The organism is Pseudomonas sp. PICF141, assembly GCF_002286815.1.
Lineage (GTDB): Bacteria > Pseudomonadota > Gammaproteobacteria > Pseudomonadales > Pseudomonadaceae > Aquipseudomonas.
Genome location: NZ_MUNM01000022.1, coordinates 103,182 through 121,579, shown reverse-complemented (window position 1 = coordinate 121,579; position 18,398 = coordinate 103,182). Strand labels below are relative to the sequence as shown.

21 protein-coding genes and 1 tRNA gene are annotated in these 18,398 nt (G+C 56.1%); 9 read left to right on the top strand and 13 right to left on the bottom strand.

Annotated features, from left to right (window positions below):
- Window positions 1–61: 61 nt before the first annotated feature.
- A complete protein-coding gene (locus BZL43_RS03405; RefSeq protein ID WP_095630997.1) occupies window positions 62–601 on the bottom strand; it encodes an AidA/PixA family protein in 540 nt (179 codons plus the stop codon).
- Window positions 602–724: 123 nt separating this feature from the next.
- Window positions 725–1,228: an inclusion body family protein gene (locus BZL43_RS03400; protein ID WP_095630996.1), complete on the bottom strand. Its 504-nt coding sequence runs from the start codon at window positions 1,226–1,228 to the stop codon at window positions 725–727.
- Between the two features lie 383 nt (window positions 1,229–1,611).
- Here BZL43_RS03400 and tam point away from each other — a divergent pair, with 383 nt between their 5' ends.
- Window positions 1,612–2,382, top strand: a complete 771-nt coding sequence (gene tam / locus BZL43_RS03395) for a trans-aconitate 2-methyltransferase (protein ID WP_095630995.1) — start codon at window positions 1,612–1,614, stop codon at window positions 2,380–2,382.
- A gap of 56 nt (window positions 2,383–2,438) precedes the next feature.
- On the opposite strand, the gene BZL43_RS03390 is transcribed toward tam, so the two are convergent.
- The 3 genes from BZL43_RS03390 to BZL43_RS03380 all read right to left on the bottom strand — a co-directional run bounded on the left by BZL43_RS03390 (window position 2,439) and on the right by BZL43_RS03380 (window position 3,698).
- Window positions 2,439–2,846 carry a type II toxin-antitoxin system HicB family antitoxin gene (locus BZL43_RS03390; RefSeq protein WP_008074516.1) on the bottom strand — a complete coding sequence of 136 codons (408 nt, stop codon included), beginning with the start codon at window positions 2,844–2,846 and terminating at the stop codon, window positions 2,439–2,441.
- A gap of 36 nt (window positions 2,847–2,882) precedes the next feature.
- On the bottom strand, window positions 2,883–3,062 hold the full coding sequence (locus BZL43_RS03385) for a type II toxin-antitoxin system HicA family toxin (protein ID WP_048394018.1): 180 nt from the start codon (window positions 3,060–3,062) through the stop codon (window positions 2,883–2,885).
- A 300-nt stretch (window positions 3,063–3,362) separates the two neighbouring features.
- A complete protein-coding gene (locus BZL43_RS03380) occupies window positions 3,363–3,698 on the bottom strand; it encodes a hypothetical protein (protein WP_095630994.1) in 336 nt (111 codons plus the stop codon).
- Window positions 3,699–4,085: 387 nt separating this feature from the next.
- Here BZL43_RS03380 and BZL43_RS03375 point away from each other — a divergent pair, with 387 nt between their 5' ends.
- From BZL43_RS03375 to BZL43_RS03355, 5 genes are read left to right on the top strand one after another with little or no spacing between them, the layout of a single operon-like run.
- Window positions 4,086–5,552, top strand: coding sequence for a cytochrome c oxidase subunit II (locus BZL43_RS03375; protein ID WP_095630993.1), 1,467 nt, complete (start codon window positions 4,086–4,088; stop codon window positions 5,550–5,552).
- Window positions 5,553–5,601: 49 nt separating this feature from the next.
- Window positions 5,602–7,377, top strand: a complete 1,776-nt coding sequence (gene ctaD, locus BZL43_RS03370) for a cytochrome c oxidase subunit I (RefSeq protein WP_095630998.1) — start codon at window positions 5,602–5,604, stop codon at window positions 7,375–7,377.
- The gene (locus tag BZL43_RS03365; protein WP_095630992.1) at window positions 7,374–8,066 is read left to right on the top strand and encodes a cytochrome c oxidase subunit 3; all 693 of its coding nucleotides are present in this window, start codon (window positions 7,374–7,376) and stop codon (window positions 8,064–8,066) included. The genes ctaD and BZL43_RS03365 overlap by 4 nt, the downstream gene beginning before the upstream one ends.
- A gap of 6 nt (window positions 8,067–8,072) precedes the next feature.
- Window positions 8,073–8,783 (top strand): heme-copper oxidase subunit III family protein, encoded by a 711-nt coding sequence (locus BZL43_RS03360; protein ID WP_095630991.1) that lies wholly within the window; start codon window positions 8,073–8,075, stop codon window positions 8,781–8,783.
- A 14-nt stretch (window positions 8,784–8,797) separates the two neighbouring features.
- Window positions 8,798–9,115 carry a cytochrome C oxidase subunit IV family protein gene (locus tag BZL43_RS03355; protein WP_095630990.1) on the top strand — a complete coding sequence of 106 codons (318 nt, stop codon included), beginning with the start codon at window positions 8,798–8,800 and terminating at the stop codon, window positions 9,113–9,115.
- 31 nt (window positions 9,116–9,146) lie between these two features.
- Here the strand turns inward: BZL43_RS03355 and BZL43_RS03350 are convergent, their stop codons facing one another.
- The 5 genes from BZL43_RS03350 to BZL43_RS03330 all read right to left on the bottom strand — a co-directional run bounded on the left by BZL43_RS03350 (window position 9,147) and on the right by BZL43_RS03330 (window position 12,598).
- The gene (locus tag BZL43_RS03350) at window positions 9,147–9,707 is read right to left on the bottom strand and encodes a hypothetical protein (RefSeq protein ID WP_095630989.1); all 561 of its coding nucleotides are present in this window, start codon (window positions 9,705–9,707) and stop codon (window positions 9,147–9,149) included.
- Between the two features lie 503 nt (window positions 9,708–10,210).
- A tRNA-Gly gene (locus BZL43_RS03345) sits at window positions 10,211–10,284 on the bottom strand.
- 170 nt (window positions 10,285–10,454) lie between these two features.
- The gene (locus BZL43_RS03340; RefSeq protein ID WP_095630988.1) at window positions 10,455–11,339 is read right to left on the bottom strand and encodes an alpha/beta fold hydrolase; all 885 of its coding nucleotides are present in this window, start codon (window positions 11,337–11,339) and stop codon (window positions 10,455–10,457) included.
- Between the two features lie 315 nt (window positions 11,340–11,654).
- Window positions 11,655–12,347: a pseudouridine synthase gene (locus BZL43_RS03335; protein ID WP_095630987.1), complete on the bottom strand. Its 693-nt coding sequence runs from the start codon at window positions 12,345–12,347 to the stop codon at window positions 11,655–11,657.
- Between the two features lie 32 nt (window positions 12,348–12,379).
- Window positions 12,380–12,598: a cysteine-rich CWC family protein gene (locus tag BZL43_RS03330; protein WP_095630986.1), complete on the bottom strand. Its 219-nt coding sequence runs from the start codon at window positions 12,596–12,598 to the stop codon at window positions 12,380–12,382.
- A gap of 189 nt (window positions 12,599–12,787) precedes the next feature.
- On the opposite strand from BZL43_RS03330, the gene BZL43_RS03325 reads away from it, so the two are divergent.
- Entirely contained in the window at window positions 12,788–13,030 is a 243-nt protein-coding gene (locus BZL43_RS03325; RefSeq protein ID WP_095630985.1) for a hypothetical protein, read from the top strand.
- Between the two features lie 214 nt (window positions 13,031–13,244).
- Entirely contained in the window at window positions 13,245–13,724 is a 480-nt protein-coding gene (locus BZL43_RS28450; RefSeq protein WP_095630984.1) for a hypothetical protein, read from the top strand.
- Window positions 13,725–13,776: 52 nt separating this feature from the next.
- On the opposite strand, the gene BZL43_RS03315 is transcribed toward BZL43_RS28450, so the two are convergent.
- Window positions 13,777–14,889 carry an enoyl-CoA hydratase/isomerase family protein gene (locus BZL43_RS03315; RefSeq protein WP_095630983.1) on the bottom strand — a complete coding sequence of 371 codons (1,113 nt, stop codon included), beginning with the start codon at window positions 14,887–14,889 and terminating at the stop codon, window positions 13,777–13,779.
- Between the two features lie 132 nt (window positions 14,890–15,021).
- Here BZL43_RS03315 and ung point away from each other — a divergent pair, with 132 nt between their 5' ends.
- Window positions 15,022–15,714 (top strand): uracil-DNA glycosylase, encoded by a 693-nt coding sequence (gene ung / locus BZL43_RS03310; protein ID WP_095630982.1) that lies wholly within the window; start codon window positions 15,022–15,024, stop codon window positions 15,712–15,714.
- Window positions 15,715–15,849: 135 nt separating this feature from the next.
- Here the strand turns inward: ung and BZL43_RS03300 are convergent, their stop codons facing one another.
- Together BZL43_RS03300 and BZL43_RS03295 are read right to left on the bottom strand one after the other, a co-directional pair.
- A complete protein-coding gene (locus BZL43_RS03300) occupies window positions 15,850–16,890 on the bottom strand; it encodes an AbrB family transcriptional regulator (RefSeq protein WP_095630980.1) in 1,041 nt (346 codons plus the stop codon).
- Window positions 16,883–18,397 (bottom strand): tripartite tricarboxylate transporter permease, encoded by a 1,515-nt coding sequence (locus BZL43_RS03295; protein ID WP_095630979.1) that lies wholly within the window; start codon window positions 18,395–18,397, stop codon window positions 16,883–16,885. The genes BZL43_RS03300 and BZL43_RS03295 overlap by 8 nt, the downstream gene beginning before the upstream one ends.
- Window position 18,398: the final 1 nt, after the last annotated feature.

Below are 18,398 nucleotides of genomic sequence, written 5' to 3'. Positions count from 1 at the left end.
CTTGCATTTGACGATTCTGACCGGCATAAGCCCTTGAGACCGGCTTTTGTACGTGTCTGGTTCACGCCGACAACGTCACCTCAGTCTCCCAGCTGAAATACCCCAACACTTCGCAACTCTGGTTGATCAGCACGAAGTTCAGTTCGCAAGCCGTCACGCCCGCGCTCAGTTGCGAACACTCCCAATAATGATCATCGGCGCTGTGACTGCCCGGTTGCGTCGGGTTGGCGGGGTCGGGCGCGGGGACTGTCTGGTCGCTGTGAACGATCAGTTTGGGCGGCGAAAGAACCCCGGCGTCGTCCACCGTCAGGTCGTGAAATACCACCGTATGTTCGGTCAGCAGGCTGACGGTTCTGCCGCGAATATGGAAGACCTTTCCGTTGCTGGCGGTCAGCGTTATTTTGCTGTCATTTTCAGCACTTTGTGTCGTCGTGCTACTAGTCACGGGAAAGATGAAGCCATCTTCAATCACCGTCGGGTTCTGCGATTCAAGACTGGGTTGCGGATAACGGGAAAGCAGCGATTCGGCATCGACGATCAGCAGCACATTGTTGACTGTCACGACGCTCGCCGAAGGGGAGGTAATCGGTTCTGAAGTCATCATGGATTCCTTTCATGATGTTGACGCATATCGATAGCCGCTTCGGTCACGCAAGAAATCCATTCCAGCCGAGGCGGCAACGAGCCTGGTAGGCCCCTCGTTGCCAAGGAGCCCGCTCCAGCATCAGTTATGGATGGTAATGAACGGATCCCATGTGCAGCAGCCGATGATCTGGCAGTCGCGATTCACGATCAGAAACTGGAAGTGATAGGTCACGCTGCCGCAGGCAAGGGTTTCCGAAGACCAGTAATGGTTATCGACCTTCTGGCAGCTGGGCACCGACGGATTGCTGGTGTTGGGGACTGCAAAGGAGGCGGTAGCCTTGCGTGGCGTGGGCGTAGAGATCAACTCGTTGCCTGCGTTACCGACGAACTTGTAGAAAATAACTGCTTGCTCGAAGCCCAGCGACAGGCTGGTTTCACGCCAGCGAATCAGATCGCCTACCTGTGCTTTCAGGTTGAGCTCACCACCGGCCTGGCCACTCACCACGTTGTTCTGATTGGTCACCATGTATACGTGATTGACGTCGATCATCGTCGGCGCAGCAGGGTTTTTGCTGATGTTGGGGTAGTTTTTCAGAATGGTTTCGGTGTCGATCGAAACAAGTACATCCGTGACTCGAGACATAGTAAAGCTCCTTGAACAGAGTGATTACCTGGCTACCTGCCAGGTACGACAACGCTTGTTTGCCTTGCGGCCGTTGCGGACACACTACGGGGGAACCCACTCGATCACGGGTGCGAGCTGGCCTTGCTCCTTGCCTTGAAATGACGGGTTGGGTTCCTTCCAACAGGCCGCGAATAGGACTATAGATGCCATTTTTATACTGTCAAAATCGCTTTGTGCGACTGTCGACGAACGGTTATTGCTCTCAATGAATTGGCGATAAGAAATTGGCCATTCAGATTCATGTCTCCTCCGAAGTCAGGTTGGGCAGAGTGACCGGTCGATGTATCGTACCGAACCGGTTGTCTGCCTCTGTCTACAACCATGCACAGCAGGAGAACGATATGAGTTGGTCCGCCAAACAATACGTAGCGTTTGAAGATGAGCGCACGCGCCCGGCGCGTGATTTGCTGGCCGCCATTCCCCCAATGGATGTCCGATCGGCCATCGACATCGGTTGCGGTCCCGGTAATTCCACCGAGTTGCTGGTGCAACGCTTTGCCAATGCCGCGGTACGTGGGTTGGACAGTTCACCCGATATGATCGAAGCCGCCCGCCAGCGTTTGCCTCAGGTGCAATTCGACACCGCAGACATCGATGTCTGGAACGATGCCGGCCCGTTCGATGTGATTTTCGCCAACGCGGTGTTGCAATGGCTGCCTGATCACGCCCGGTTGTTACCGTCATTGGTGGCCAGGCTTGCCCCTGGTGGTAGCCTGGCGATTCAGATGCCCGACAACCTCAACGAACCGTCGCACAGGTTGATGCGCGAAATCGCAGCGAACGGCCCTTGGGCTGACAAACTGGCCAGCGTCGCTGGCCTGCGAACGGAAATGGAGGATGCGGGTGGTTACTACTCAATGCTGCGTGCCCACTGCAGTCGGGTCGATGTATGGCGCACCACTTACTATCATGCTCTCGCCGACGGTGCATCGGGCGTGGTCGAGTGGTTCAAGGGCAGCGGTTTGCGGCCTTTTCTGGAGCCGCTAAATGAAGCGGAGCGGGAGCAATATCTCAAGCAGTATCTAACAGAGATCGAGAAGGCCTATCCGGCATTGAGCGATGGTTCGGTGCTGTTGCCATTTCCGCGGTTGTTCATAGTGGCGACGCGCTGACCGACAAAGGGACGCGCCTGGTCGTTTGTCCCTTTGGTTGACCCACCGTCGAACTATCAGCCCTGCTGCAAAACCTTGAGTGCGGCCGACGCCAGAAATCCGGAGCGACTTTTTTCTTCTGGATGATGCAGTACGTATTCGTCGATACGGTTGAGCAAGTACCCGGGCAGGGTAATGTTGAGTTTCTGGGCTTTGCCCAGGTATTTGGTGACGTCGATGTCCACCACGGCCCACGTACACCCTGCGTACTGCGGATTGGCTGCATGCAAGGTCACTTTGTTAGCGGGTGGAATCGGGGAGCCGTCTTCGGCCAATATTTCGAAGTGGCCTTCGATGGCTTCGCGTGCCATGGCCATGGCGTCATCCAGATCCTCCCCGGCGGAGAAGCAACCCGGAATATCCGGTACTTCCACGCCCCAGGCGTGTTCATCATCGCCCATGGAAATCGCAATTGGGTAAAGCATGTTTTGTCATCCTCCGAAGGCGCTGTCCTTGTCTCGTCAGAGCAGCGCCTGTTGCAAAATACTGATGGCTGTTTTTTTCAGCAGATCCTTTTTTGGATGAGGAACCGTTACCAGCCCTGGTTTGGTCGGATGCTTGAAATGGTGATGGCTACCCTTGATTCGTACCAGATACCAGCCATCTGCAACGATTTGGCTTATCAAAAAACGGCTATTCACATCACCTCCCTGTGGTGTGCTTGTGGGTACTATACCTACTGAAATTCATTAATCAACACTATAACCACCGATGCCATCCGGAGGCCGATGTGTTAGCGACATGAAATGAGTCTAGGAGGGCATTTTGCGATGGCTCGGGAAAGGGCCGGCTCTCTGTATTGCAGGGTTTTGCCGAGGTGCTGAAGAGCGAGGGAGATCAATTTCATGCATAAAAAACCGGTCACTTCGGACCGGTTTTTGATTTTTCTGCATTGGCGCGGGCAGCGGGCAATCGAACCTGAAGGAAAACCAATCTAGCTTCTAAATCAGCTGATCAATCAAAACCGCGTTGGAATAGATCAAGCTTCCATCCTTGGCTTGATGCCCGACCAAATGGAATTGACCGCGCTCGTGCTGTAAGTACACGCGCATTTTGCAGTCGGACAAGGGGCCGTATCCCTCCGGCAAGTTCAAATCCAATGAATTCATGTCGACATCGACCATGGTTTCGGGCTCATGGGTTTTCTGCAGGTGTTCTTCGGCTTCCTCCAGACGCAGGTGGAGGGGGCCATCGACATCAAAGCTGATCTCACCTATTTGGCTGGACTTTTGCTCACCGCTGGCTTTGCACCAGCCTTTGATCGTCAGGTTGCTCATGACGAAACCTCCGTCGTGGACTGCTGGGATTGTGTAGCGCTCGTGTCTTGTCAAACCATCCGCTTTTTTGGCTCGTTCTGTGATCCCGTCATCAGGGTTGAGTATAGCTGGCCCCTGATCTCGCTTGCTGTCCGCTACGCCCGTTTAGTCCATAGAAACGTAATGCCGAATATCCATAGTTGTATGTAGCGAATTGCTTTAAACGATTAACTAATGTTCGTTGGAATGTCCCTGTATCAGGTTGTTCAAAAAAGCACTTGTTCCATCCATGCACTATACTTCGTGCTGACTTTACCGCCGAATGGGACGGTATTTTCTGCCCTGCTTGGACGTCAGTGGCGATGCGTTTGCATAACCAGTGAACAACAGGAATAGGATGAACAGAAAATGGCAATAGCAATTATCCTGATACTAATCGTTATTGCATCCGTATTGTTCCATCTAATAGCGCCTTGGCAGGCGACCCCGGCAGCTTCCAACTGGGGGTCTATAGATGCCACTCTGTTCATCACCCTGATTATCAGTGGAGTATTTTTCATCGCCATCACGGTCTTTATGGCGGTAGCCGTCATGCGTTATCGTCACAAGGAGGGGGCCAAGGCGCACTATCAACCAGAAAGTAAAAAACTGGAAACATGGTTGATTATCGTGACCTCGATAGGTATTGCCGCGATGTTGGCGCCAGGCCTGATTGTTTACAATGACTTTATCCGGGTGCCGAAAAATGCTTATGAACTTGAAGTGGTCGCCCAACAGTGGCAGTGGGCCTTTCGTTTTCCCGGCCGGGACGGCAAGCTGGGTAAATCGGATATCAAATTTGTTGAATTCACCAATCCCCTTGGCCTGGATCCAAAAGACCCTGTTGGTCAGGACGATGTGCTTATAAAAAACAATGAAGTTCGCCTTCCGCTCGATCAGCCAGTAAAAGTTTTACTGCGCTCTAAAGATGTACTGCACAATTTTTATATCCCGCAAATTCGCAGCAAGATGGACATGGTGCCGGGAATGGTGTCGTACTTTTGGTTTACACCGACTCAAACCGGCAAGTATGAAATTCTGTGTGCTGAGTTTTGTGGTGTCGGACATTACAACATGCGCGGTCAAATGATCGTGGAAGAGCAGGGCGCCTTCGATCAATGGCTGAACAGCCAACCGACTTTTGCGCAGACATTAGCGACAGCGGCCAAACCCAGTCAGGACAGTGTGCTGGAAAAAGGTCGCGCGTTGGTCGAAACATACGGCTGCAGTGCCTGCCATAGCCAGGATGGCAGTACCCGTCTCGGTCCGGGATGGAAGGGGCTGTATGGTCGCACCGAACAGTTTGCCGATGGCACCAGTGCGCTGGTCGATGAGGCCTACCTGAAAGAGTCGATCCTCGATCCGAAGGCCCGACTGGTACAGGGCTACCCGCCAGTGATGGTGGCCTATACTCTCACTGAAGATGAACTGGACGCTATCGTCGCCCTGATCAAATCTCTCGGTGTTGCACAGCAAGGACCTTCTGCCAGCGAAAAGCTGGACAGAGGTGACGACTTGGCGACGCAGGGGCAGCGGCTGGCCGAGTCGCTCGGCTGTCTGGCCTGCCACAGTGTCGATGGCAGCAAGGGGGTCGGCCCCAGCTGGCAAGGCCTGTTTGACGAGACCGAAACCCTTTCCGACGGAACGAGTATCAAGGTCGATGAGGGTTATCTAGAGGAATCGATTCTTGATCCCGGCGCCAGACTGGTCAAAGGCTATGCAGCCGTCATGCCGGCCTATGCTCCGAATGAGAAGGAGTTGAAGGCACTGATCGCTTTTATCAAATCCAAAGCGAATGCCGACGCTGATGCGAGCAAGGCGGAGCCAGGGAAGTAACCGTAAGTCGCCAGGAATGCACCGAAACTTCGAACCGGAGGATGACGTGATGGCCTATGCGGAGCAAGCCGAAACAGAAACACTCCACGAGCCTAAAAGCTTCCTGACCAAATATATCTGGAGTCAGGACCACAAGGTCATCGCCATTCAATATTCCTTGACGGCTATATTCGTGGGCGTTATCGCCGTGGTGTTGTCCGGTTTGATGCGTATACAACTTGGCTTTCCCGGCGCTTTGGAATTCATGGACGCCAGTGCTTACTATCAGGCGATGACCATGCACGGCATGATCATGGTCATTTATTTGCTCACGGCCTTGTTTCTGGGGGGCTTCGGCAACTATCTGATCCCGCTGATGGTGGGCGCCCGCGACATGGTCTTCCCCTATGTCAACATGCTGAGTTACTGGTTCTACCTGCTTGCGGTAGTGATATTGCTCTCCAGTTTCTTTGTCCCCGGCGGTCCCACCGGTTCGGGCTGGACGCTTTATCCGCCACAGTCCATTTCTCAGGGAACACCGGGGGTCGAGTGGGGCATCGTCCTGATGCTCGTCTCGCTGGCTATTTTTATTGTTGCAGCCACCATGGGCGGGCTGAACTACGTCACCACGGTGTTGCAGGCGCGCACGCACGGCATGACCTTATTTCGCATGCCGCTCTCCGTATGGGGAATCTTCATGGCCTCGATCATGGCTTTGCTGGCTTTCCCGGCGTTGTTCGTCAGTGCAGTGATGATGCTGTTCGACAAATTGTTGGGCACCAGCTTCTTTATGCCGTCGATGATCTCGCTGGGGCAGCAGATCGATCACCAGGGTGGCAGCCCGATACTGTTCCAGCACCTGTTCTGGTTCTTCGGTCATCCGGAAGTCTACATCGTGGCTCTTCCTGCGTTTGGTCTGGTCTCCGACTTGATCAGCACGCATGCGCGTAAAAATATCTTCGGCTACCGAATGATGGTGTGGGCCATTATTGCAATTGGCGCACTCAGCTTTGTGGTCTGGGCGCACCATATGTATGTCAGTGGGATGAACCCCTACTTTGGCTTTTTCTTCGCCGTCACCACCTTGATCATCGCGGTGCCGACCGCACTGAAAGTCTATAACTGGGTGCTGACCCTGTGGCGGGGCGACATCCATCTGACCGTACCGATGCTGTTTGCCCTGGCCTTTATCGTCACATTCCTGGTCGGCGGTCTGACCGGATTGTTTCTCGGCAATGTGATCGTGGATATTCCGCTCTCGGACACTTATTTCGTCGTTGCCCATTTCCATATGGTCATGGGGGTCGCACCGGTATTGGTGGTGTTCGGCGGCATTTATCATTGGTTCCCGAAAGTCACCGGGCGCATGTTGAACGACACCCTGGGCAAGTTGCATTTCTGGATAACCTTTCTGGGTACCTACGCCATCTTCTTCCCCATGCACTACCTGGGTTTTCAGGGTATGCCGCGTCGTTACTACGCCTTTGAAAACTACGCGTTCATCCCGCAGTCGGCGCAAGAGTTGAATGCCTTTATCACGGTAGTCGCATTGACCGTTGGCGTTGCGCAGTTGCTGTTCCTGTTCAACCTGGCCTGGAGTGCATTCAAGGGTAAGCCCGCAGGCAGTAACCCGTGGGGAGCGGCGAGTCTGGAATGGCAAACGCCGAACACACCGCCGATACACGGTAACTGGGGAGCGAAGTTGCCGGTCGTGCATCGGTGGGCCTATGACTACAGTGTGCCGGGGATAGAGCAGGACTTCGTTCCGCAAACGGTCTCCGCCGAGGAGCTGGAGCAGATGCGGCAACAGAGTGCCGAAGCCAGAATAGCGGACGTTAAAACATGAAAAGGCTGCTATTGAGAACCGCCGACGGTGCTGACCCAGGCGGCAGTTGGAACCACGATCCTGACGGTATTCAGGCCGCCGAGGCTTCCGCTAGAAGCCATACCGCAAAAGTGGGCCTGCGCTTGTTTCTGGTCGTGGTGAGTTCGTTGTTCTTTCTCTTTCTTTTCGCCTTCATTGCCCGTTCGCAAATGGCTGACTGGCTCCCCCTGACAGACCCCTTGGCACCGTTAGCCGATCTCTGGCAGCTATGGCTGAATTCGGCTTTTCTGGTCTTCAGTTGCATTGCACTGCAGTGGTCGCGTATGGCTGCCCGGCAGGCTCGACTGGGCGCAACGGCCATTGGATTTGCATTGGGGGGCGTATTTGCGATTGCCTTTCTGATAGGGCAACTGTGGGTCTGGCAGCAGTTTGTCGCCTGGGGCTACTTTATCGCCAGCAATCCGGCTAACAGTTTCTTCTACTTGTTGACCGGCCTGCATGGGCTTCATCTGCTGGGCGGGCTGATAGCCTGGAGCATCATCGTCGCTAAATTCCTGCATCGCGTGCCCTTGGCGCAACTCAGCGCCAGCGTAGAGCTCTGTACCCTCTATTGGCATTACTTGTTGGGTCTTTGGTTCGTGCTGTTCGCTTTATTGGCCAGCACGCCGCAAACCTATGAAGCCATCGCCAGATTCTGCGGCCTGAGGTGAAAAGCCATGGCAACGCACCCGCTCACCCCCGGCGAGTCCGATTCATCCAATTCCCCCGTCATGTCGCCACCAGGCTGGCAGGGCATCGTCAGCGACTGGGCCTCGGACAAGGAAGCTTTCAAGCAGGTCCACTGGGGCAAGGCGATGATGTGGATATTCCTGCTCAGCGATACGTTTATCTTTACCTGTTTTTTGACCGGCTACATGTCGGTACGCATGACCATCACCACCGCTTGGCCAAACCCCAGTGAAGTGTTCGCCTTGACGATTGCTGGTAAAGAAATCCCGCTTATTCTGATCGCCATCATGACCTTCGTGCTGATCAGTAGCAGCGGCACCATGGCCATGGCCGTTAATTTCGCCTATCGCCGTAATCGCGCGAAAACAGCTGCCCTGATGCTGGCGACCGCTGCCTTGGGTGTGACTTTCGTCGGTATGCAGGCATTTGAATGGAGCAAGCTCATCGCAGAAGGGGTGCGTCCGTGGGGCAATCCGATGGGGGCGGCGCAATTTGGAGCCAGCTTTTTCATGATTACCGGTTTCCACGGCCTGCATGTGTCAATCGGCGCCCTATACCTCAGCATTGTGGCGATGAAAGTATTGCGAGGGGATTATGAGCGCTCCGGAAACTATCATAACGTCGAGATAGCCGGGCTCTACTGGCACTTCGTGGATTTGGTGTGGGTGTTTATTTTTGCTTTCTTCTATTTATGGTAGAGGAGCACTTGGTGATGGCACATGCTCAGGGTCAGCAACATCCAATCAGTTTGTATCTTAAGATCTGGGGGCTGTTGTTTGTCCTCAGCACGCTGTCGTATCTCGTCGACTATTTTCACTTTCAGGGTTACCTGCGGTGGTCCCTGATTATCATTTTCATGTTGTTGAAGGCAGGTTTGATTGTCTCCATTTTCATGCACATGGCTTGGGAACGGTTGGCCATGGTCTACGCCATATTGGTGCCACCGTTGAGTTTGCTGGTGCTCGTCGGACTGATGGCCTCCGAAGCAGATTATGTGTTCCTCAGCCGGGTCATTTCCTTCGGCCAATAGGCAGCTTCCGGTTGGCCTTGAATCTTTCGGGCTAACCGGATATCACTCGCTTGAACTGATGCCATTTGTGCTGCCAGGCCACTGTCCAGTGGGGGGCTGCCGTTCCCGTGCCGGCAATCGTCAGCGCTGGATGATGTTCGATGACCCGGTTCAATACCGGTTCCTGATCCGGTTCAACATCCACGAAGAAGATATGTTTTCCCTCTTCTACCATCTGTTTGAAATTGCGGAAATGAGCATTCGGCACCTGGAAACCAAAAAAGCCGCCTTCCCAGATGCAGAAGCCAAATATGACAATGGCCAGGAAGATAAAAGGTACCCAGCCTGCGGCGGATTCAGTCCAACCCAGCCAATAGGCGCCGCCCAGGACCAGCGCCGCGAGCGGCAAGCCGATCAGCGCACCAATCTCGCCAGAGTGAACAGCGTCCTGTTTCATTAACGAGTTGACCTCGTGGAGGTGATGTTCTTCAACCTCGGCAACTTGTTCACTGAGCACATGAATTTGTTCGGTATTGATGCCGTTGGCTTCCAGTTCATTTTCAACGGCCTCGAGATCATCGAGATTTTCACTGATGTAATAGTGCCGATTCATGCCACACCTCCCATCTCGTGTCGGCTGCAGACCTCCTTTGTCCTGCAGCCTTTAACCGAGATTTGCAGTCGATGTCTGTGCACGTGGGGAACGTTGCACGCTTGATGCAATTCGTAGGAAGTATAGCATTCGCTAGCATGTTGGGATGGTGGCGTCAAGGCTTGGATGGCGGCATTGGGCTTGTCGTGCGCCGACGAGTTCGGCATTGCAGCGCCACATCCAGGCGTTCTCCTGTCAGCTATTCGTAGAGGAATCCCAAACCCTATGAAAATGTTAACGCTTGATGAAATCTGATAATAAATCCGGGGTTTTCGAAAAAAACGCTAACAGACTTCAGGGTAGTCGCTAATGTCCCGAGCGCACTTACTCATCGATCAGCGGATATTGGGGGACGTCTCAGAGCCCGATTCCACCAAACCCCAGACACAAAAAAACCGGCCATCAAGGCCGGTTTTCTTTACCTGCATCCCCCGTCAAAAACTGACGTGAGACAAAAATTCGATTGGAGCGGGTGAAGGGAATCGAACCCTCGTTATCAGCTTGGGAAGCTGGAGTAATGCCATTATACGACACCCGCTCAGAGCGGCTGACTTTGTACCAGATGTGGGCGTGAAAATGAAGTTTTTCTTTGCACGCGATGGCTTTAACACGGGGAACACGGGGGAAACGAAAGCAGAGACCGCATTGCGGTCATTCGCGGGCAAGCCTCGCTCCTACAGGGCTGGGCTTGCTCGCGATGACTCTGTTTCAGATTGCCAATGCATGGTGGTCCTGGACGTAGCGGTAACGCGGTCGGCTTTCGTGTTGCGCCGGTTTCAAGAAGCCCAGTAGTGCGTTACGGCTGTCTTGGCAGGCAGTTTTGTGTTCCATGTCCAGAAAGTGGCCGGTGGCCTGAAGGGTGGTGAAGGTGCTGTGCTGCACATGGCCGGCGAACAGCCTGGCATCGTCAGCGGCGGTGTACTCATCCCATTCGCCGTTCATGAACAGCACCGGCACATTGATTTTCTTTGCCGTGTTCAGATAGCAGTTGCGATCGCTATTGAGCACGTCGCTGATGTGAAAGTGCATTTGCCCGTATTCATGTTCGGCCAACGAACTGACGTGACGGTGGTTGAAACGCTTGAACAGCGAAGGCAAGTGTTTGCCGATGGTGCTGTTCACCAAATGGCCGACACGATTACCGTCACGGCTGCCGAGGTAATCGACACCGCGCTCCAGGTAGTCGCGCATGTGCCCGTTGATCACCGGCGAGAACGAGCTGATCACAGCCTTCTCGATGCGCCGCGGCCGATGGGCGAGGGCGACGAGCGTGGCGGCGCCACCAAAGGAAAACGACAGCACGTGTTCGGCGGCGAAATGGTCGATCAGCTCCAGGAGGATCTGCCCTTCGATTTCCTTGGTCAGCATTTTTTCATGCAGGTTGTGAGCCTTGGACTTGCCCGCATAGGGCTGGTCGTAGCACACCACATTGAACTGCGGATAAAGGTTTTTCACGGTCTGTGCAAACGACGCAGTCGTGGACATCGATCCGTTGACCAGAATAATGGTCTTCTCTGCGGCGTCTGCGCGATAGAACTCCGTGTAAACCCGATACTGACCTTGTATATCCAGCACAGCGATTTCTGGCCTCATGACATAAGACTCCTGGCAAGCGGGTATGCGCGCAAATCAGATTGCACGAGCTTTGTGACAGGTAGGCATACGCCTGGAATTTTTGAAGGCCCATGTCGATCCATTGCACGCTGGTCGACGGGTATTGTTATAAGCGGGCAGTTTGCCGGGGGAAGGCGGAACCTGAGGTTCTCTACCGGCAAAAAGTTTCTTAGAGTAGTTTTGGTGACTCGTCGGTCACATTTCGCGCCGACGTCCTGATTCAAGCAGGGGTCACGTCATCGCGCAAGTATCTTTCGTAAAATTTTCAGCGGCTTCTGCTGAGCGGTCGCCTGCTTAGATCATTCGGATCTCATCGCTGCTCAGCGGCCGGTATTCGCCGGGCTTCAACGTAGCGTCGAGCACCAGCGACCCCATGCGTTCGCGGTGCAGGCGTATCACCTTGTTATCGAAGTGGCCGAACATCCGTTTAACCTGATGATAGCGGCCCTCGACGATGCTCAGGCGCGCGGATTTTGGCCCGAGTACAACCAGTTCGGCGGGTTGTGTGGTGAGGTTTTCGAAGGCGAAATACAGCCCTTTGGCGAAGGTGATCGCGTATTCGGCAGTGATGTCCTGCTCCGTTTCGACATAGTAGACCTTGGGCAGTTTGGTCTGCGGTTGGGTCAGGCGTCGGGACCAGCTGCCATCGTTGGTGATCAGCATCAGGCCGGTGGTGTTGAAGTCCAGGCGACCGGCGATGTGCAAGTCTTCCTTGTCCGGTTCGTCGATCAGGTCGAGCACGGTCGGGTGTTGCGGGTCGCGGGTGGCACTGACGCAGCCGGGTGGTTTGTGCAGCATGAAGTAGCGGGCCGGCTTGCCGACTTGCAGCACTTCGTCGTCGACTTCCACGCGGCTGAACTCGAGTACTTCGGCGTGGGGGTCGCAAACGATAGTGCCGTCGATCCTGACGCGTTTTTCCACCAGCAACAGGCGTACCTGCTTACGGTTGAAGCGGGGCAGATTGCTGAGGAAGCGGTCAACGCGCATGACGAGTGATCGAGGGAAAAGGGGCGCGCATCTTAGGCGATCGGCCAGGCGACTGCTTGCAACTGCATCTCGACCTGAGCGCAGGCCGGGCACAGGCAGGACTTGTCGCGCAATTCGCTGGGCAATGCCTGGAGCACCGCCGGATCGATGCTGACGCCGTAGCACCAGCAGGCACGATCGACGGTTCGCGGGTCAGCCAGGCTGCAGTCATTGGAGGCGCCGCAAGCCGGGCAGAGGTCAGGTTTGTTCATGAAGGGCATTCGATTACGGCCGGTTTATCTGGCCCGAAGCTGCGCATGATCGGCCGGCAAGCAGCCATGCGCAAGCCGGCTGCAGCTGGCCGCTGATCCGAAGGCCGGAACCGTCTGGCACTCGGTACCGGTTTAAAGGTCAAAACGGATGTCAGTCGACTGCTTTTGCAGGTCTTTCAGGAGGCCTCAATGCTCTGTCAAAAAAAGCTCCGCCAAATATTGCTGAGTGCATTTTTTGGTCTGGGCCTGTCCGGTTGTTACTACTATGCCGGTGGCGCCGATATCTATCCGGCCCCCTATTACTACCCCGGCTATTACTACTACTCGCCTTACTACTATGGCGGCCCGCGTTTTTACGGGGGCTATCGTTACTATTATTTCAGTGGTCCCCGTCATCACCATCGCGGCGGATATCATCGCGGGCATCGCTGATCAGCTCACGAATACCACGGCGCGTCCGGCTTCCCGGGCGCGCCGTTTTTCTGGTGGGAAAGATGAAAAACCTTTCATCGGCTACTTGTTTCAACGTGTTGCAGAAGCGCACCAGATTCCGAATTCACTGTCTGATATTTCGACAGTCGCCGAACCATTGACTGTCGCCTGCCAGCGTCGCTGGTATGGCTCACCCGCGGTCCAGGAGGCCGCCATGCTCTGTCAAAAAAAGCTCCGCCAAATTCTGCTGATTGTTTTATCGGGATTGTCTCTTGGTGCATGCGTGCCCTATTCCGATGGAGGGTCGGGCTATTACCGTTCCGAGGTCTACACGTCCCCAGCGCCGTATTATTCCGGTGGCGGGTCTTATTACTCCGACAGCCGTTACTACACCGCACCGCGCAGGTATTACTCACCGCCTGCACGGTATTACCAGCCATCCCCGCGTTATTACCACCAGCCGCGGGTTTATCAACCGGCACCGCGCTATTACCAGCCCGCACCGCGTGCAGACTACCGGGTCTATCAGAATCGTGGATGGGACCGTCATGACCGCAGGGGCTGGGATGGCCGTCACCGCAGCGGTCGGGGTGATGGCTATCGAGGCCACAGCAGGTCAGATCATCGTGGCGATAGGGGCCATAGAAGCGATCACCGTGGTGGCGATCACGATGGCCGAGGCCATCGCTGGTAAACATCCAATAAAAAAGCGGCGCATGAAGCGCCGCTTTTTTTGTGCCTGAATTTTAGTATTCCGATAAATCCGCCAGAGGATGCCGTCCTTCCCAGACCTTATGGAAATGCGCCTCCACCGCCGCCTCCGGCACAGTATTGATGTCTGGCCAGTGCCAGTGAGGTTTCTGGTCCTTGTCGATCAACCGCGCCCGCACACCTTCGCTGAACTCCGGATGACGGCAGCAATTGAGGCTCATGGTGTATTCCATCTGAAAGACTTGAGCCAACGATAGATGCCGGGCGCGAACAATCTGTTCCCACACCAGATGAGCGGTCAAGGGTGAGCCTTCAGCCATGGTTCTGGCGGCACGACCGAGCAGCGGGTCGGCATGATCGCGCAGCGCACAAATGGCCTTCCAGGCGCAACGAACGTCGCTGACATCCAATAGTTCGTCGATCAGCTCGCGTCGAGGCAGCCACTGCGCTTGGGGCAGTTGTGTGATCGCTTCCTGCTGCAAGGCCTTGAGCAAGCTGTTGAGCTGCATGGCTGTCTGTTCCTGCCAGTTCAGTTGCAGCAAACCTTCGAGTAGCTCATGTTGTTGATCATCGCGCAGAAAGCGGTCGGCGAGGTCCAGATCGATCGCATCGCGACCGTTCAGCTGGGCACCGGTCAGGCCGAGAAATAATCCGAGCTTGCCAGGCAACCGCGACAGAAACCAACTGGCGCCGACGTCCGGGTACAGGCCGATGCTGATTTCCGGCATCGCCAACCGGCTGCTCGGCGTGACGATTCGAATGCTCGCCCCTTGCAACAACCCCATGCCACCGCCCAACACATAACCATGACCCCAGCAGATCAGCGGTTTCGGGTAGGTGTGCAGGTTGAAGTCGAGGCGATATTCTGCCGCAAAGAAATGTGCGGCCAAAGGCGGCACTTCGCCGGGATGGGCGCGACATGCTTCCACCAGGCTGCGTACTTCGCCGCCGGCGCAAAAAGCCTTGGCGCCATTGCCGCGCAGCAGTACGCAAACGATCTGGGGCTCCTTGGCCCAGGCGTCCAGTTGATCGCGCAGGGCGTTGATCATCGGCAAGGAGAGGGCATTGAGGGATTTTTCGGCATCCAGGCTGGCGATGCCGATGCGTGCGCCGTCGGTGCCGGTGAGTTCTTCGAAGTGCAGATTCATCGTGACCTCGATCGGTAAATTGAGCGTTTAGTATGATCGCTCTAGAGGAAAGTGCCGGATCTGTATCGGATCAATTGACAAGGGAGACAGGGTTTCCTAGGGTTCGCCCCATTGTTTTTGCCGGATGTAACCATGACTGCTGACGACCGTATCAAACTCGAACCGAGCTGGAAGGAGGCTCTGCGTGCCGAATTCGACCAGCCTTACATGGCAGAGTTGCGCACATTCCTGCAACAGGAGCGCGCGGCGGGCAAAGAGATCTATCCACCCGGACCAATGATTTTCAACGCGCTCAATTCCACGCCGCTGGACAAGGTCAAAGTGGTCATCCTCGGACAGGACCCTTATCACGGCCCGGGTCAGGCCCACGGGTTGTGCTTCTCGGTGCAACCTGGCGTGCCGGCACCGCCATCGTTGGTGAATATCTATAAAGAATTGAAGCGCGACCTGAACATCGACATCCCCAACCATGGCTATCTGCAGAGTTGGGCAGAGCAGGGCGTGTTGATGCTCAACACCACCATGACCGTGGAGCGCGCCAATGCCAACGCCCATGCGGGCAAGGGCTGGCAGCATTTTACCGACCGGATTATTGAAGTGGTCAGCGAGCATCAGCCACATTTGGTGTTCCTGCTGTGGGGCGCACATGCCCAGAGCAAGCAGAAACTCATCGACGCCACCAAACACCTGGTGCTGACCTCGGTCCACCCTTCGCCGTTATCCGCCTATCGCGGCTTCCTTGGTTGTGGGCACTTCAGCCGGGCGAACAAGTTTCTGGAGCAGAACGGCGAGACGCCGATCGAGTGGCGATTGCCGTCGGTCTAAAAAGCTTCGCGGGCATTTGTGGCGAGGGGGCTTGCCCCCGTTGGGTCGCGCAGCGGCCCTAAAAACACCGAATTCTCAGATTTTGCGACTGCTTCGCAGCCGAACGGGGGCAAGCCCCCTCGCCACAGGGCTCTATCAGGGAGAGTCCGGCTCCCGGTTCCAATACCGAAACAATGGCTCCGCCAGAAACAGTACAAATAACAACCGCATCACCTGCATGGCCGTCACCAACGGCACCGACAATTGCAAGGTCTCCGCCGTCAGGCTCATTTCGGCGATCCCGCCGGGCATCATGCCCAAGGTCAGCGAACGCAGATCCAGATGGGTCAGCGCGCTCAACCCCAATGCCGCCAGGGTCGCGATCAACATGGTCAACACTGTGCCAAGCAAGGTTCGGCCCATGAACGACGGTGCCCGCCGGAAGAACTGCCGATTGAAGTGACATCCCAGCCCGCTGCCGATCAGCCACTGGCCGATCTGACTGCCGCCGTTGGGCAGACCGATGTGCAAGTCCCAGCCAATGCTCACCGTAGCACTCACCAGCAACGGTCCGAACAGCCAGGGATTGGGCTGGCGCAGCCGCTCCCAGATCCAGGCGGCAAGGGCGCCCGCCGGGAACAGAATGGCCAGCCAGCGCCAGTCGACGCTGCCGGCATGGGCGATCGGCGCACCATCGCCCATCAAATACTTGAAGGCCGCCGGCACACACAACACCACCACCAACACCCGCAAACTCTGCCCAGCCGCAACACGGCTGAGTACTGCACCATTGCGAGCGCCAAGGTTGACCATCTCCCCGGAGCCGCCGGGCATGCTGGAAAAGAATGCAGTGGCGCGATCTTCCCCGGTACGCCGCATCAACCAGACCCCGACCACGGCGGACAGGCTGGTGACCAAAGCACCGAAGAAGATCAGACCAAAGTGGCTCAGCACCTGCTCCATCACCACCGGAGTGAAGTGCAGGCCGATGCCGATGCCGACAACCCATTGGCCGCATTTGCGCCCGCCCGGGATTTCCGCCAATTGCCAGGGCGTCAGGCAACGCACCAGGATAATTGCCAGCAACGAGCCGACCATCCACGGCAGTGGCCAGCCGATCTGACTGGCGAGGTAGCCGCCCAGCAGACCGACCAGCGGTGTTCCCCACCAGCTTTTGAACGGGGAGCGATCAGACATCGGCGATAGCGTGCCGGGCAACCGCACGTTTGCGCCAGATCCGCAGCAGCGGCATCAGCAGCATGATTGCAGTCAACACCCAGCAACCGAATGTGATCGGGCTCGACCAGAGGATTTCCAGCGCACCATTGGAAATCGACAGGGCGCGACGCAGGTTTTGTTCCATCAGGCCACCGAGGATGAAGCCCAGCAGCACGGGCGACAACGGGAAGTCTAGCTTGCGCAGGATGTAGCCGAAGATGCCGATGCCGATCATCAGGAACAAGTCGAACGTTGTCGCATGCACCGCATACACACCGATCCCGGTGATGATCGCGATCACCGGCACCAGCGCCCAGTTAGGCACAGCGAGGATGCGGGTAAAGATGCGGATCATCGGAATGTTGAGGATCACCAGCATCACGTTGGCGATGAACAACGACGCGATCAGGCCCCAGACGATGTCCGGTTGCTGCTGGAACAACAGCGGGCCAGGGGTGATGTTGTATAGCGATAGTGCGCCGATCATCACCGCCGTCGTACCCGAACCCGGAACGCCGAGGGTCAGCATCGGCACCAGAGCACCGCAGGCGGCGCCACCAATGGCGGTTTCCGGCGCCGCGAGGCCGCGCATGTCACCTTGTCCGAACGTGCCTTTGGCGCCGGCGATACGTTTCTCCGTCATGTAGGCCACAGCGCTGGCCAATGTCGCGCCGGCACCCGGCAATACGCCCATGATGAAGCCCAGCAAACCGCAACGGATGTTTACCAGGAACACCGCCGAAGCTTCCTTGAAGTTGAACATCATGCGCCCGGTGGCTTTCACCGCTTCCTGGCCGCGGTGGGTTTTTTCCAGCAGCAGGAGTATTTCGCTGATGGAGAACAGGCCCAATACCAGCACGACAAACTGAATACCGTCCGTCAGGTGAATATTGTCCCCGGTGAAACGGTATACGCCGCTGTTGGCGTCGATCCCGACGCAGGACAGAAACAGACCGATCAGCGCCGCAATGAAGGTCTTGAGTGGTCGGTCGCCGGCCATGCCGCCGAGACAGACAATCGCAAACACCATCAGCACGAAATACTCCGCCGGCCCAAAGGCAATCGCCCATTTCGCCAGCAGCGGGGCAAACAGCACCATGCCGCAGGTCGCGATGAGCGCGCCGATGAACGAACTCCACGCCGACAGCGACAGCGCTACACCGGCCAGGCCTTTGCGGGCCATCGGGTAACCGTCGAGGGTGGTCATTACGGTGGAGGCTTCGCCCGGAATATTCAGCAGGATCGAGCTGATCCGGCCGCCGTATTCGCAACCCAGGTACACTGCCGCCAGCAGGATCAACGCCGACTCCGGTGGCAGACCGAGGGCGAATGCGATTGGAATCAGCAACGCCACGCCATTGATCGGCCCCAATCCGGGCAACAGCCCGACGACGGTGCCGATCAGGGTGCCGCACAGCGCGGTCACCAGGTTGTACGGGCTCAGCGCGACGCCAAAGCCCTGACCCAAATAGCCAAGAGTATCCATA